This window comes from Beijerinckia sp. L45 (assembly GCF_009765775.1).
Lineage (GTDB): Bacteria > Pseudomonadota > Alphaproteobacteria > Rhizobiales > Beijerinckiaceae > RH-AL1.
In genome coordinates this window covers 1-13,758 of the sequence record NZ_LMUU01000228.1, presented here as the reverse complement: position 1 = coordinate 13,758, position 13,758 = coordinate 1, and the positions used below count along the sequence as shown (strand labels likewise).

Here is a 13,758-nt window from a genome sequence, read left to right as displayed (position 1 = left end):
GTATGATTTAGGTGGCAAGGCGAACGTCGAGTACGCGCCAGGAGGTGTAAGGGCGACTTTCCAGATCCCGGCGCGCCACGTATCCGAGAAGTCAGGCCCGCAACCGACCGTTGTCAGGTATCCGCGGCCGGCCATCGGCCATCCGACGAAGGCTCCCTCGAAATTCCTAGCTGGTCAGAAGGTCCTGCTGGTCGAGGACAGTCTGATCATCGCGCTCGACGCCGAAGACATTTTGTCCCGCCTCGGCGCGGAAGTCATGACGGCGTCGACGGTCGAAGGCGCGCTCGAACTGATCGATGGCACGCCGCCGACCTTGGCCATGTTAGACATCAACCTCGGGGATCAGATGAGCTTCGCGGTAGCGGATCGTCTCGGCGAACTGGACGTCCCGTTCCTCTTCGCCACCGGCTACGGCGAACAGGCCATGCTTCCCGCACACCACGCGCACCGGACCGTGGTGCAGAAACCCTATACGCTCGAGGGTATCGCGAGGGTGACCGAGATCTACTCGGCCTCGGGAGCCGACGTTTATCCGTCGCCTGCACCTGCCGCGACCAACATCGAGCAAGCCGACTCCAAGACCGGGGCCGCTGGCACCGGTGCATAGGGTGTCGAGCGCCGTCGGAATTAGGCATGGGTTCCCGCGATGGCCTTGGACGCCATAGCCGTGCGTTGAAGGTCCGGTTTGGAGTATCAACAATTCTGATTAGAACGGAGGCCATGGGCGCATTGCCGTCAGGCTGCTTTGCGACGTGTTCCGGCCGGGAGAACGAACCCGCTTCGCGGAGCGTGCAGCTTCGACGCAAGGGCTCGCGAAATACAGACGTTGACTGCCGCTCATCCCTTTGCAGCTTTCGCCCACCATATGCCAAAGGACGGCCGATTTGCTGGCCCTGAAAGCATACGTTCCCAAGCTACCTGCGCCACCAATTTATCGTCGTGGAGTGGGGCATTCCGTCGGACAGCTTCTAAGTGACGACATAGCCAATGCGGCCGTGCCGCTTGATGCAGTGAAGCAGTCGCGCCCACACAAATTCCACTCGTTCTCTCGGTACCCCCTAATGCGGCCGGTTAGAACAATCCTTCGCCGGCGAAAGCAATGAGCGCGCGTAATCCGGCCGAGGGATGACGACCTTGTGGATAATAGAGACACAGACCGGGCCCCTCGGGGAGCCACTCTTCAAGCGCGCTCACCAGCCGACCTGAGGCAATGGCTTCTTCAATGTTCCATCGCGCCAAATAGGCGTAGCCGGCACCTTGTAAGGCTGCCTGCTGAGCAAGGCCCGCATCATCGACGGTGAGTACACCAGGCACATCGATCGCGCGACGATCTTTTCCGCGCAAGAATTCCCAAGCGTATATTGCGCCGGTAGCGCGGCGATGCCGGACGCACGGAAGGCTCAGCAAGTCCTTGGGGTCTCGAGGGATCCCATGCATTTCAGCGATTGCCGGGGCCGCGACGACGGCAGAGCGTAGAAGCGGCCCGACCGCAATCTTCGCCATATCCCGCGGAACCGCGTCCCCAACGCGAAAGCCTGCGTCGAACTCGTCCGCGACAATATCAACAAGACGAGCGTCGGTGACCAGATCGATGGTCATCTCGGGATAGGCCCGGAGGAAGGCGAGCAGGACAGGCTCAAGAAGGCGACGTGCGGCACCAAGAGCGCAGGTAAGCCGCAACATCCCACGAGGTTCGTCGCGCGCATCCATTGCATCGGTCATCGCGATGTGGAGGTCGCGAAGCGCTGGCTGCGCGCGAGCGAGAAACCCCTCTCCCGCCGTCGTCAGCGCGACGCTGCGGGTCGTGCGCGCGAAAAGCTGAACGCCAAGCCGACCTTCCAGCGCCGCAATGCTTCGGCTGAAGGCGGTTGGCGACAGCCCGACCTCGGCGGCAGCGGCGCGGAAGTTGCGAAGCCGGGCAAGAGCGGCGGCCGCCTCAACCTCGATCAACCGGCCACCAGGGATTGTCGCGCTTTTCGGCATGTCGTGATGATTATTATATGCGTTATCGCAGCGCAATCATGGATCTATGTTGCTGCCCATGAGCAATGATCACACAAACCCGATAGCCCACGGCGTGGCCGTCTTCGGCGAAATGCATCCACCCGCGCGTACAGCGGCCTTTGAGGCGGCGACCGACCCGGCGACGCCCGGCGGTCGCATGCAGGGCCTTGCTGCCGAATTCGTGTTCGGACAAATTTGGAGTGACACCCAACGACTGGACCGGAGGGCGCGCAGCCTCGTGACGCTGGGCGCGCTGATCGCGCTTAGGACGGGAGAAGAGTTCAGCAATCATGTGCGCGTCGGAATTGCTAACGGCCTCACCCGCGGGGAGATCGAGGAGGTCATCACACACACCGCTGCCTATGTCGGCTTCCCCGCTGCTCGGGCGGCTATGATCGTGGCGATGCGCATGTTCGCCGAGGATGTCGCCGGTGAGACCGGCGGCGTTCCCGCCGGACAATCCTTCTGATCGCAAGCCATGGGAGAGACACTATGACACGAACCTGGCTCATCACCGGATGCTCTCGCGGCCTCGGGTACGCACTGGCGAAAGCCGTCCTCGAAGAGGGAGATCAGGTGGTCGCAACGGCTCGCGATCCGAAGGATCTTGCCGATCTGATCGAACTCGGCTGCGACCGCATCGCCGCAGTCGCGCTCGACGTAACGAAAGCTTCCGCTGCAGAGCAGGCCGTGTCGACCGCCATCGACCGCTTCGGCGCCCTAGACGTCGTCGTGAACAACGCTGGCTATGGTAACGTTGCGCCGATCGAGGATACCAGCCTCGAGGGGTTCCGCGCCCAGATTGAGACCAACCTGTTCGGCACCATCATCGTGACCAAGGCCGCCATCCGCCAGTTCCGTGAACAGCGCAGCGGCCGGTTCATCCAGGTCTCGTCAATCGGCGGTCGAACGGGTGCGACTGGGCGTGCTCCCTATTCGGCGGCCAAGTTCGGCGTCGAAGGTTTCTCGGAGGTGCTCGCGACTGAAATGGCGCCGTTCGGCGTGAAGGTGACCATAGTCGAGCCCGGCGGTTTCCGAACCGACTTCGCCGGCGTCTCGACCCACATCAACGAGGGCAATCCGGCCTATGCCGAGACGGTCGGCAAGACCGCCGCCATACAGCGTGAATATGATGGTAACCAGCCTGGCGATCCGGCACGGGCGGCCCAAGCGATCATTTTGGTAGTATCGTCTGACGATCCGCCACTTCGACTGGTGCTGGGCAGCGACGCCTATGGCCGTGCCGAGAGGACGGACGGGGCGCGGCTTGCTGAACTCCGGGCCTGGCGCGAGACGAGCGTCTCGACGGATTTCCTGGCGTCGACGGACTAAGGCGCTCCCGATGCTCTCGGCGACTGCCCTGGTAAGGCTAGCCCCTACTCTGGCCGAGCCGGCGGCGGCCCCGCCCTGTTCTTAGTCGCTCGTCGAGCAAACCAAGCACGGAGAACCACAATGAGGCAGGACCAGAATGTCGCGATCGCGCAGGCCCTCCTCGAGGGCATTGGCGGGGGAAGAGACCCGGCCGAGATCGCGGCGCCTTTCGCAACCGATCTCGTCTTTGAGATCCAGGGCGACGATGGGGTGCTCCCGTGGGTCGGTAAGAAATTCGGCCGGGAGGCGATCGTCGACTTCATTCGCGAGATTCGCGTGCTCACCGAGCCGGTGACATTCGAAGTCGAGGACATCCTCGTCAGCGAAGACCGCGCCGCGATTATCGGATCGCTCGAGACAAGGATCAAGGCCACGGGCCGGATCACGGCGACCCAGTTCGCAATCATCGTCACTATCGCCGACGGCGTCGTGACCCGCTTCCAGATGCTTGAGGACAGTTTCAACGTCTCAAACGCAGCGCGCGCCTGAACCCGCCGAGATCGGAGGATAGAAAGGATGCCCTGAGCAACCCGCGCAGGACCACGCGGGACGGTACCGTCAGCAGAACGCCGGCGACATAACTTGGCTTGTTTCGAAGCTATCGCGCCAGCGCGCCTGCCGGCGGGGCAACCTTCCTCGCGGCAAAGTTGAGACCGCGAGGGAAGACTTGATGCGGACGGTGTAGGTCAAGAGGACTTGCGGTAGCGGTCGAGCTTCGTGCAGATGAAGGCCTCGATCTGGCGAAGCTTGTCCTGCTTCGTGCGGATGACGGCGAGCCGTTGTTCGAGGAAATAGACCGTCTGTTCAGCGGTCAGTGTGGCCGATCCATAGGCCTTCAGTAGCGGCTTGATCCCCTTGAGCGAGAAGCCGAGGTTCTGCGCCTGGCGGACCTGCTCGATGGTCTCGAGAACGGCCGGGTCTTAGTCGCGATAGACCCGGCTTCCGGCCTGCCGAGCGCTCGACGAGATCAGTCCCATCTCCTCGTAATGCCGGATCCCGTCCTTCGACATACCGGCCATGCGGGCGACATCATTGATCAGCATGTGCCTGCTCTTGACTGTGGGGTTACCCGACAGCCTATCTGATGTGTCGCTCGTTGAAAACAAGATGGAGTGACCTTGCCATGTCTAAGTCCACCAAGCCTGTAGCGCTGGTAACCGGCGCCTCCTCCGGAATGGGAAAGGACATCGCAGAGCGCCTGCTTGCTACCGGCTACGAGGTGTACGCTGGTGCGCGCCGTGTCGATCGAATGGCCGACCTCGGACTGGCGGGAGCTCATACGCTGTCGCTTGATGTCACGGTCGAGCGCTCCATCATGGAAGTGGTCGACCAGATCGCAAAGACTGCTGGCCGCATCGACGTACTCGTAAATGCCGCCGGCTATGGCCAGTATGGCGCGCTTGAGGACGTCCCGATGGACGAGGCACGGCGCCAGATGGAAACGAACCTGTTCGGCCTCGCACGCCTGGTCCAGCTCTGCTTGCCCACGATGCGGGCGCAAAGTTCGGGCCGAATCCTCAACATCTCGTCCATCGGAGGCAAGTTCGCCCTTCCGCTGGGTGGCTGGTATCATGCGTCGAAGTTCGCGCTCGAGGGCTATTCGGATGCGCTACGTAACGAGGTCCGCCAGTTCGGGATCGACGTAGTGGTGATCGAGCCCGGCGGCATCGCGTCAGAGTGGGAATCGATCGCCGCAAGCGCTGCGAAGCGGGTGTCTGGTGGCGGCTACTATAGCAACATGGTTGCGAAGTTTAGCAGTATGCAGGGCCGAAAGGCGCCGCCGCCGAGCATTGTTTCGGAAATGGTGATGAAGGCCCTCGGTGCTAGCAGGCCGGCGATCCGATACAGTGGGGGGCTGGCCGCTCGTCCTCTGCTCTTCCTGCGCCGCCACCTTTCGGATCGTATGTTCGACCGGCTCGTAATGCTCGCTTTTCGCTAGCCTGGGTAGGGCTGTCTTCGGGAAATGGCGGCAGCGGTATCAATGACAAAACTTGGTCGTGAGCCGTCGGTGGAGCAACAGGACCAGACGGTTCGCTATAGACCTATGCGTCGCCCAAAACGGTCTGAGCTGAATCCACCTAACTTGGTCATTGGCGTCTGGTGGCGGATGTCCGCTTTCAGAATCGCGGGCAGGTCCATCCGATGACCGACATGGGCGCGATGCCATCGTCGGCTTGTCTTGGCCGAAAGAAGATTGGCGACTTTTTATGACGGTATAGCGAGAGCGGCTGTTCGCCTATGGTCCTTCAAATCAAGCCGAAATTGTCCTCAACCGGCAGCACCACCTCTCGTGACCGGTGCAAACGAGGTCGACACCGTATGTCGTCCTATGTTCACTCGGTTTGTGCTTAGTTATCCTAAACCGAACCTCTTTTTTGCGGCCTCTGACACCGGCGTGAAGAGGCTGATAAGCGTACCTTCCGGATCGCGGAACTGGGCGGCGCGGTTTCCCCACGGCATCGTCTTAGGGGCCTGTACCACTTCGACTGCGCTCCTTAGCCTTTCAAATTCTGCGTCCACGTCTTCGACCTGGAACTCGAGAATCGCGGTGCGATTGGCTGATGGCTCTGCGCTGCCCTCTTTAAACAAGGTAACCGTCCCTGCGCCGCCGATTGCAAGGGTGGCGCCTGAGGTGACGATTTCGGCAAAAACGGGGGCGAGCCATTCCGCAGTTTGTCTGGTGATAGTCTCGTAAAAGCGCACCACTGCGGCAATGTCGGTGGCGATGAGGCGGGTCGAAGCAAATTTCATGAGAAGTCCTCGCGATTGTGCCGTGGGTGGCACCTAGTCCTGCGAGGGGCTTGTCGCACAGACCTGCTGACAGCATGGTGTCAGCAGGAGCCCGACAGAATGCGCCGTGCCGACCGCCTGTTCCAGATCATCCAGATTTTACGGCGCTCGAACCGTCCCGTCACGGCAGCGGCCTTGGCCGAGGAGCTTGAGGTCTCGACACGTACCGTCTATCGGGACACCGCCGAATTGATTGGCTGCAGCGTCCCCATCTTAGGCGAGGCCGGCTTCGGTTACGTGCTGGCCGAAGAGTACAACATGCCCCCGTTGATGCTGACGCGCGACGAGCTGGAAGCTGTCACATTAGGAGCGCAATGGGTGGCCGACCGTGCCGACAACGTGATCGCTCAAGCCGCTCGGGACGTCATCGCGAAGATCTCATCGGCAGTGCCCGAACGCCTCCGTTGTTTCGTCGTGGAGTCGAGTGTCGGCGCAAAACCCGCACCTTATGCGGAAGACGAGAGGATAGATTGCGCGCTGCTCCGTGCAGCGATCCGTCAAGGACGAAAATTGCGGCTCCGCTATCGCTCTGATGAGAATGAGATAACCGACCGCATCGTTCGGCCGCTCCTTCTCGGTTACGCGGACTCTTACAGAATGCTGATAGTCTGGTGCGAGCTGCGCGAGGGTTTCCGGCATTTTCGCACTGATAGAATAGTCAATGTCGTGATGTTAGACGAAACCATTGGTGAACCCGCGGTCGCGCTGCGCCGCCGGTGGGAGGCTTGGCGCTTGGCTGAGATCGCTGCCCCCCAACACCTTCACAAGGTTTGACTGCCCACTATATTAACCATGTCCAGGCTTAGTCCGACCGCTTTGACGATTTCGAGCTAGGCCGCCCGACGACAGAGGCCGACGCAATGCCGACCGGCTGCCTTCCGGAATGTCCTGGCCGATAGCCGACCGTCCGCTCAGGAGAATTGAAACGCGACTTGCCGACGTTCTGGAATTTCACGCCTTCTGGCCGCGCCGCCCTCCCGGTCGCACACGGCCACCACGTCCGAACAGGCGTGCATGGATTTCGGCTCGCGAAGGCGGGCGCCTCAAACTCCGCCGGTGATCACCGACTTTAGGCCCTCCTCCGCCCATTTGCGGAAACTCGTCGCACCGATGATGGCGGTGGCACGCGAGGCGAAGTTGTCCATTCCTTCCTCCTTGGCCCGCAGCATATCGACATACCCTTGCGCGAATGCGGAGGTGAGCCCGCGCGCCATAGCGGCGTCCTTGTACGCGTCGTAAGTCTGGTGTTCATAGCGCACCTCCCGACCGATAACGTCCGATACGATCGTCGCGAGTTGGGCGTAAGATAGCTCGTCTGGACCGAGGACCGGCACATCTTCCTGTCCGGACCAGGAGCGGTCGATCAGAAATCCTGCAGCCGCGGCGCCGATGTCGCGGGCAGCGGTGTGCGGTAATTTCTTATCGGGATGAATCGGGCCGAACATCTTTCCCTGCCGGATTGCTTCGGTCTGTCGTAATGCATTGTCCATGAACGCCGGCAAAGCGAGCCCGCGCACGGCCGCCCCCGTCGTGCGCAACAGGTCGACCATGTGGATTGAGCCGGTCGCATTCCCAGCCCCGTCCTGCCACGGCGTATGGCGCCCCAGCGTCGTGGCGACGACGACGTGGCGCACGCCGTGCCGGCGCATCGCCTCTGCCCCCGGCCGGGCAAATTCGACCGTAGCCGCAGCAGGCGTCGGCGAAGGTGTTGGCGGGCAGAGCCAGAACACGGCGTCTGCGCCCTGGAACGCCCGATCGACCACAGCGGCCTCACCGTGCGACCCCTCGACCACCTCCACCTGGTCGCGCACCCCCTGCGCGAGCTTCGACGGATCGCGGACGATCAGGCGTACTGCCTCGCAGGCATCGAGCAGATGCCGGACGACATGGCGGCCGATGTTGCCGGTAGGCGTAGTGACGACGATCATGGTGTACTCCGGTGGGTTCTCCACAGAGTTAGCCAGGGATCATGAAACGATCTATAGCCGCGCGTCGTCCATTTCTTCGTCATCGTCCGGAAAAACCGTGGACCCGCTGTCTGACATCCTCTCGCTCCTAAAACCCGAAAGCTATCTCACGGCCGGCCTCGACACGGGCGATGCGTGGGCGATCCGGTTCGGCAATCGTCCAGGGACGATCAAGTGCCATGTCGTGACGGCCGGGATCTGCTGGTTGGCGGTCGACGGGATCGACGCCGTTCAGCTTACCGCGGGAGATTGCATCATCCTACCGAGCGGACTGCCGTTCACGCTCGCCAGCGACCTGATGCTCGCGCCCGACGATGCACACGACGTGCTCAACCACGCTCGTCCGGGAGAAGTCATCGTTCACAAAGGCGGGGGAAGTTTTGCGTTCATTGGCACTCGCTTCGAGGTAGACGGGGTGAAGGCAAGCGCGCTTTTGGGAACGCTGCCGCCGCTGATACACCTACACGAGGCAGAAGACCGCGACGCGATGCAATGGTGCATCACGCAGTTGATGATCGAGATGCGGGAAGACAGACCTGGCGGCATGCTCGCTGCGCGTCATCTGGCCCATCTGATGCTGCTCAGAGCTTTTCGACTTCACCTGTCCCGACGGGCCGGCGACCATGTCGGCCTGCTCTATGCGCTTGCGGACCCGCATCTGGGACAGGCGATCAAGGCGATGCACGCCGAGCCCGGCTATCGCTGGACGCTGGCGCAACTGGCAACCCGGGCCGGACTGTCACGGTCGATCTTCGCGCAGCGGTTTCGGGCTCGGGTAGGAGAAACACCAATCGGCTACCTAGCGCGGTGGCGCATGATGCTCGCGATCGAACGCTTGACTAGTGGACGGGAGCCGCTTGGCAGCATCGCCAACACGCTTGGCTACGAGTCCGAAAATTCGTTCAACACGGCGTTCCGGCGGGTCATGGGTTGTTCACCGCGTCGCTACGCTCGGACTAAGGCGATCCGCGTTCACGTGGCTTGAGCACATGAACGGATCGGACGTCGCCTTCATGCGATTGAAGGATTGTCTGCTCTCAGGATCAAGCATTCCGTCCGGATGTGTCGTTCAAGGGCGCGCTGCTGACGCATTAATTCAGTTCGTCCCGGCTGATTACGGGCAGGTTGCGGGCTAGACTAGCCGATGGTGGATAGCTGTCTTCGTAATCGATCCGCTGCCCGGCAGCGGTCAAGGCCGGGCTCACGCTACCCTGACGCGGATGGCAGAAGAAACCACTCAGGCATCGCTGCCGACCTGAGAGTGGTGGCGAAGGAAATATGCGGCGCCTATTGCCGCTGCAGCAAAGCCAGCGCCCGCGCCTACCAACAACGCCCAGCGCGGCCCTGCTTGATCGGCGATGTATCCGACGATCGGGGCGCCGATCGGCGTGGCGCCCAACGCGACGCCGATCCGCAGGGCCATAACACGACCTCGCATGCTGGGCTCGGTGGATAGCTGGATCAGCGGATTGGTGGCGTTGACGAAGACGAGGTAGGCCGCACCAATCGCCGCGAGCGCGGCGGCAAAGCTCCAGTAATTCGGGGCAAGGCTAGCCAAGGTAAAACCGATTCCCAGCAGCGTGGCGCTCCAACCCAAAGTCGCGATCGTGGGTCGCCCGGTTCGGGCGAGGCCCAGAATGCCGACCATGGAGCCGATCGCCATAATCGAGGATAGCATCCCGAAGCGACGCGCATCCGCGTGAAAGGCACTCACGGCCATAGAAGAAATAAAGATCGGGAAGTTGAGGGCGAAGGTCCCGATGAGAAAGAGCATCGAGAGGATGGCGATCAGATCAGGCCGCCCGCCGACGTAAGCCAATCCTGCCCTGAAGCTGCCCGGCGTTCGAGCGCGGGGGCCGGTGTGATGCAGTTGTCCTTTATCCAGAAACAGCAATGACCCTACGACAGCCAAGAATGACGCTCCGTTCAGCAGAAAGGCTGGCCCCGTGCCGACCGCTGCGATGAGCGATCCCGCCACCGCCGGCCCGACGAGGCTGCCTAGATTGAACGACAACGTGTTGAGCGTGACCGCATTATGGAGATCGTCGTCGCCCACCAACTGGGACACAAAGATCTGCCGCACCGGCGCGTCGAAAGCCGCCGCGCAGCCGAAGAGGAACGCGAAACCATAGACCTGCCACAGCCGAACGACGCCCGCACAAGTCAGGCCTCCGAGCACGAGCGCCAAGACCGCCATGCTCGCCTGCGTCGCGATGAGCAGCTTGCGTTGATCGGAATGATCGGCGGCCGAACCTGTCCATGGCAGCAGCAGAAGCTGGGGAGCGAACTGAAGTGCCATGACGACGCCGACCGCCGAAGCGCTGTGTCGTGTCAGCACCACCAGCACCAGCCAGTCCTGAGCGGTTCGCTGCACGCCCGTTCCGATGTTCGAAATTAAGGCCCCGACCGCCCACGTGCGATAGTTTGGATGCCGCAGCGCCCTGAACGTCCCAGTCGCTCCGACACTCACGCTGAGGCTTGCGCCCTGGTCGAGAGGAGAAGCCTGATGATGTCTGCGGCAAAGCCGGTTTCGCCGAGGCGCGGAAATATGGCTGCGATACAATGCTGATGGGATGCCGCCGACGGATCAGCCATCGCGTCGACGGCAAGCGTGACGTTGAAGCCCGCCTCGTAGGCCTGGCGCGCGGTGGACTCGACCCCGAACGACGTGGCGACGCCGGTCACGACGACCTGGCTAACACCACGTGCCCTGAGTTGCGCTTCCAAGTCGCTGCGGGCGAACGCGCCCCAGGTCTGCTTCACGACGAGGATGTCCTCGGGCTGCGGGTCGAGGCCATCGACCGGATCGGCAAAACCTTCCGGTGCATCGAAATGCGAGGAACGGTCCGTTCGCCCAGGCGCGAAACCGTCCGTCGTAATGATGACGATGGGCAAACTGTTCGCGCGGAAGGCTTCGAGGAGGGCGACGTTACAGTCGACGACCGAACCCCACTGCGACGGCGGCAGTGCGTCAGCGATGCCCTTTTGGAGATCGACGACGAGAAGGGCAGTTCCTGGATCGAGCGCACTTACGGGTATGGGCGTGACTTTCGATAGAAGAGATCAGGATTCGGCGACGAGGCGGAGAATGAGCGGCATTGCCTCGGCGAGTGTTGTTTTCTCGTCGGGCGTAAGCTTAATCTTGATGGCGGATGAGAGCCAATCCTGCCGCATGGCACGACCCTGAGCCAGCCAGGCCCGGCAGTGCTTCGTCAGCGCCAGCAGGGTTTGGCGACCATCCGACGGATCAGGCGAACTCTCGATCAAGCCAGCAGCCTCCAGGCTGACCACGATCGGTCCCATCGACTGCGAACGCATGCCTCCGGCCCGAGCCAAGGCAGAACTCGTGGCGGGGCCGTGGTCCTCAAGGTGGTGCAGGACGGCGACCTGCGAGGGCCTTAGATCACCCGCATCGGAATTGTCGTGAAGGCGTCGCTTCAGTCGCCGAGCGAACAGGCGAAGCTGATGAGCGAGATAGTCAGGAGAGGACCGTTCATGTCGGTTGTGGGTCGGAGGCATACCCCGACTTACCGGACAATCTGCTATTTGTGAAGGTATCTTCGTAGATTGTTTCGTGGCTGACTGCGGCGCTCATCCCGTTTATGGGAAGTCCGAACCTGCCTGCCATCTAAACCCGAACCCAACACTCCGGAGTATTGCACCGACCTCGGCTTATCGCCGGTGTTGCGGTCTGCTCGGTTCTCGCCTTGAGCCTGTCGCATTTGCGAGGCGGATTGCCGGGCATGAACAGACGCGATCTCCTCACCATGGTCAGCTTCTCGCGACCGTCGTCGTCGCCGCACCTCTCGGATTAAACAGAGGCGCGCACTTTATGCCGCGGGTCTCAGGACTACGGTGCTTGTCGGGGCGACGGCGGCCGTGGCGATGATCCAGGCCAACATCCTGTTGTAGACAGTTGGCAAGGCCGCGGACTCGTTTGCGACCCTCGACCTCATGCGATTGCCGCTTTGTATCAGCTCCGTTTTCCTTCTCAAGCTTCCACCTTCTAGGTTCGATGTGATTCCAGGTGCGGTCGCAACGCGATTACGAGGGGAATGATCAAGGCGGCGGTCGCCGCTGCCGAAAGGATCCCGGTACTCTGGCTGCTATGATCAGCTATCGCTCCGTATACGATTGGCGCAACGCCACCCGAGCCGATCACGCTGGTGTAAAAGATGGCGAAGGCCCGCCCTGTATCCCCGCTCGGGGCAAGCTCCGGCACGGTGCCGTAAAGCACGGACGATGTCCCATTCAGGACGACACCGAGCACGGGGAGGATAACGAGCGTTGCAGTTAGGGGCGTGAACAACGTAGCCGCGTTCATCAGAGCCGTGGCGGCTTCCGTTACGACTACGGCTCCAACCACACCCATGGACCCCTGAAGCCAGTTGCAGGTCGCCTTGCCGAGCGCGCCACCAATGAAAAGGAGCGCTAGACCAAGCCCAACGGTCGCCGAGGTCCCGCCACGACCATGAATGAGGAACGGAAGGAAAAGCAGATAGCCCATGCGCGTAGATGTATCGAACGCGCCGATAACAGCTAGGAGACCGAAGCCCGAACGGCTCCGGCCGATCGCGGTCTTCTTCGTTGCTTCCGTTGGCGTCGCGTGGCCTGTTGGCGCCAGGTACAAGAGCCCAAGCGTTACGAGCATGCCAAGGATGGCCATCATCCCAATAACCGGGCGCCACGTGAAGATTGGCAATAGCAGCGCTGCTATTGCTGGTAATGTGGCCTTTCCAAGATCGCCCGCAAAATTGTAGATGCCGAGCGGTCCGCGCGATGCCGTCCCGTAGGTATCGGAGACCAAGAGTGATCCCCGGGGATGTTGGATGCTCGATCCCACCCCGGCGACCACAAGCCCGATGCAAAGGCCGGCGAAGCCAATAGGAAAGGCCATGATTAGGAAGCCGGCCGCCGCGATGAAAGTGGAAAGCGCTAGGGCTGCGCGAGGTGAAAACCGGCGCGAAAGCTTGTCGCTCGGCAACTGTAGTCCACCCATCGTGCCGTAGTAGAGCGCGCGTACGACCGCCAACCCTGCGTAGGATAATTCAAATTGCGCCTGCCAGACCGGCAGGAAGGCGTAGATACCATCGGTATAGCCGTCGTGCATCGCATGAGCGAGGCAAGCCACCAGCAAATTGCGCGACTTTGATGGCGGGGCTCCCGCCTCGTCACGGCGAGCCGTATCCGATATTTGCATTTGTTCGACCTCTTCGCGAGCTTTAGGCCTGCGCGCGACCTAGCAATAGGCGAACTCTTCTCACGACACCGGTGAGCTTTCCTCACATTTCAAAAGAGTGGGATACGCGTACCGCGACAGCCGATAATCCAAAGTTTTTGTTGCAAATCTCAGTCGTTGGAGGGAGGCAGGAATCGGATCAGCGTTTGGAGCAATGAAGATCAAAAACCCATGTCTGCTTTCGAGCTTGGTTTGGAAGAACAAGAACGACTGTTATGGTGAAGGGTTTCGGATGCCGGCGATCCGCAGTCGCGGGTGCGGACATCGGCCGGCGTCCGAAAGCCGCCCATGCACGAACCCGCGGGTTTGCGCGCCGGATCTATGGGGACTTGAGATGTCCGGGACCGTGCCGGAAGAGGCGCGAGGGCGACGACACACGTCTCATGA

At 61.6% G+C, this 13,758-nt stretch carries 15 protein-coding genes and 1 pseudogene; 7 read left to right on the top strand and 9 right to left on the bottom strand.

What is annotated here, in order from left to right:
• Positions 1-607: pseudogene (locus tag GSQ79_RS29865) on the top strand (hypothetical protein); the annotation flags it as partial.
• 464 nt (positions 608-1,071) lie between these two features.
• Here the strand turns inward: GSQ79_RS29865 and GSQ79_RS24145 are convergent.
• The gene (locus GSQ79_RS24145; RefSeq protein ID WP_158811317.1) at positions 1,072-1,983 is read right to left on the bottom strand and encodes a LysR substrate-binding domain-containing protein; all 912 of its coding nucleotides are present in this window, start codon (positions 1,981-1,983) and stop codon (positions 1,072-1,074) included.
• 58 nt (positions 1,984-2,041) lie between these two features.
• On the opposite strand from GSQ79_RS24145, the gene GSQ79_RS24140 reads away from it, so the two are divergent.
• From GSQ79_RS24140 to GSQ79_RS24130, 3 genes are all read left to right on the top strand, one after another.
• The gene (locus tag GSQ79_RS24140) at positions 2,042-2,473 is read left to right on the top strand and encodes a carboxymuconolactone decarboxylase family protein (RefSeq protein ID WP_158811316.1); all 432 of its coding nucleotides are present in this window, start codon (positions 2,042-2,044) and stop codon (positions 2,471-2,473) included.
• A 23-nt stretch (positions 2,474-2,496) separates the two neighbouring features.
• Positions 2,497-3,336, top strand: coding sequence for an oxidoreductase (locus GSQ79_RS24135; RefSeq protein WP_158811315.1), 840 nt, complete (start codon positions 2,497-2,499; stop codon positions 3,334-3,336).
• A gap of 120 nt (positions 3,337-3,456) precedes the next feature.
• Positions 3,457-3,864: a nuclear transport factor 2 family protein gene (locus tag GSQ79_RS24130; protein ID WP_158811314.1), complete on the top strand. Its 408-nt coding sequence runs from the start codon at positions 3,457-3,459 to the stop codon at positions 3,862-3,864.
• A gap of 197 nt (positions 3,865-4,061) precedes the next feature.
• Here the strand turns inward: GSQ79_RS24130 and GSQ79_RS30445 are convergent, their stop codons facing one another.
• Both GSQ79_RS30445 and GSQ79_RS29150 read right to left on the bottom strand, forming a co-directional pair.
• The gene (locus GSQ79_RS30445; RefSeq protein ID WP_210253206.1) at positions 4,062-4,274 is read right to left on the bottom strand and encodes a MerR family DNA-binding protein; all 213 of its coding nucleotides are present in this window, start codon (positions 4,272-4,274) and stop codon (positions 4,062-4,064) included.
• A 21-nt stretch (positions 4,275-4,295) separates the two neighbouring features.
• Positions 4,296-4,418: a MerR family transcriptional regulator gene (locus tag GSQ79_RS29150; RefSeq protein ID WP_210253203.1), complete on the bottom strand. Its 123-nt coding sequence runs from the start codon at positions 4,416-4,418 to the stop codon at positions 4,296-4,298.
• Between the two features lie 80 nt (positions 4,419-4,498).
• Here GSQ79_RS29150 and GSQ79_RS24120 point away from each other — a divergent pair, with 80 nt between their 5' ends.
• Positions 4,499-5,314: an oxidoreductase gene (locus GSQ79_RS24120; protein WP_158811313.1), complete on the top strand. Its 816-nt coding sequence runs from the start codon at positions 4,499-4,501 to the stop codon at positions 5,312-5,314.
• A gap of 413 nt (positions 5,315-5,727) precedes the next feature.
• On the opposite strand, the gene GSQ79_RS24115 is transcribed toward GSQ79_RS24120, so the two are convergent.
• A complete protein-coding gene (locus GSQ79_RS24115) occupies positions 5,728-6,126 on the bottom strand; it encodes a VOC family protein (protein ID WP_158811312.1) in 399 nt (132 codons plus the stop codon).
• Between the two features lie 99 nt (positions 6,127-6,225).
• On the opposite strand from GSQ79_RS24115, the gene GSQ79_RS24110 reads away from it, so the two are divergent.
• The gene (locus GSQ79_RS24110; protein ID WP_158811311.1) at positions 6,226-6,939 is read left to right on the top strand and encodes a YafY family protein; all 714 of its coding nucleotides are present in this window, start codon (positions 6,226-6,228) and stop codon (positions 6,937-6,939) included.
• A 269-nt stretch (positions 6,940-7,208) separates the two neighbouring features.
• On the opposite strand, the gene GSQ79_RS24105 is transcribed toward GSQ79_RS24110, so the two are convergent.
• Complete coding sequence (locus tag GSQ79_RS24105; RefSeq protein ID WP_158811310.1) at positions 7,209-8,093, bottom strand: NAD(P)H-binding protein; 885 nt, start codon at positions 8,091-8,093, stop codon at positions 7,209-7,211.
• On the opposite strand from GSQ79_RS24105, the gene GSQ79_RS24100 reads away from it, so the two are divergent.
• On the top strand, positions 8,080-9,117 hold the full coding sequence (locus GSQ79_RS24100; RefSeq protein ID WP_246725552.1) for an AraC family transcriptional regulator: 1,038 nt from the start codon (positions 8,080-8,082) through the stop codon (positions 9,115-9,117). The two genes, GSQ79_RS24105 and GSQ79_RS24100, sit on opposite strands and share 14 nt — an antisense overlap.
• Positions 9,118-9,369: 252 nt before the next feature.
• On the opposite strand, the gene GSQ79_RS24095 is transcribed toward GSQ79_RS24100, so the two are convergent.
• From GSQ79_RS24095 to GSQ79_RS24080, 4 genes are all read right to left on the bottom strand, one after another.
• Positions 9,370-10,602, bottom strand: coding sequence for an MFS transporter (locus GSQ79_RS24095; protein ID WP_158811309.1), 1,233 nt, complete (start codon positions 10,600-10,602; stop codon positions 9,370-9,372).
• Complete coding sequence (locus tag GSQ79_RS24090; RefSeq protein ID WP_158811327.1) at positions 10,599-11,171, bottom strand: cysteine hydrolase family protein; 573 nt, start codon at positions 11,169-11,171, stop codon at positions 10,599-10,601. Before GSQ79_RS24090 ends, GSQ79_RS24095 begins: the two co-directional genes overlap by 4 nt.
• Positions 11,172-11,195: 24 nt before the next feature.
• Complete coding sequence (locus GSQ79_RS24085; RefSeq protein ID WP_158811308.1) at positions 11,196-11,651, bottom strand: MarR family winged helix-turn-helix transcriptional regulator; 456 nt, start codon at positions 11,649-11,651, stop codon at positions 11,196-11,198.
• Between the two features lie 487 nt (positions 11,652-12,138).
• Complete coding sequence (locus GSQ79_RS24080) at positions 12,139-13,332, bottom strand: MFS transporter (protein ID WP_158811307.1); 1,194 nt, start codon at positions 13,330-13,332, stop codon at positions 12,139-12,141.
• Between the last annotated feature and the right edge of the window lie 426 nt (positions 13,333-13,758).

Bases quoted from the DNA above. Each gene is read 5' to 3' on its own strand.
- GSQ79_RS24130 (WP_158811314.1), top strand. From the start codon at position 3,457: ATGAGGCAGGACCAGAATGTCGCGATCGCGCAGGCCCTCCTCGAGGGC.
- GSQ79_RS24135 (WP_158811315.1), top strand. From the start codon at position 2,497: ATGACACGAACCTGGCTCATCACCGGATGCTCTCGCGGCCTCGGGTAC.
- GSQ79_RS24105 (WP_158811310.1), bottom strand. From the start codon at position 8,093: ATGATCGTCGTCACTACGCCTACCGGCAACATCGGCCGCCATGTCGTC.
- GSQ79_RS24110 (WP_158811311.1), top strand. From the start codon at position 6,226: ATGCGCCGTGCCGACCGCCTGTTCCAGATCATCCAGATTTTACGGCGC.
- GSQ79_RS24145 (WP_158811317.1), bottom strand. From the start codon at position 1,983: ATGCCGAAAAGCGCGACAATCCCTGGTGGCCGGTTGATCGAGGTTGAG.
- GSQ79_RS24120 (WP_158811313.1), top strand. From the start codon at position 4,499: ATGTCTAAGTCCACCAAGCCTGTAGCGCTGGTAACCGGCGCCTCCTCC.
- GSQ79_RS24140 (WP_158811316.1), top strand. From the start codon at position 2,042: ATGAGCAATGATCACACAAACCCGATAGCCCACGGCGTGGCCGTCTTC.
- GSQ79_RS24115 (WP_158811312.1), bottom strand. From the start codon at position 6,126: ATGAAATTTGCTTCGACCCGCCTCATCGCCACCGACATTGCCGCAGTG.
- GSQ79_RS24080 (WP_158811307.1), bottom strand. From the start codon at position 13,332: ATGCAAATATCGGATACGGCTCGCCGTGACGAGGCGGGAGCCCCGCCA.
- GSQ79_RS29150 (WP_210253203.1), bottom strand. From the start codon at position 4,418: ATGCTGATCAATGATGTCGCCCGCATGGCCGGTATGTCGAAGGACGGG.
- GSQ79_RS24085 (WP_158811308.1), bottom strand. From the start codon at position 11,651: ATGCCTCCGACCCACAACCGACATGAACGGTCCTCTCCTGACTATCTC.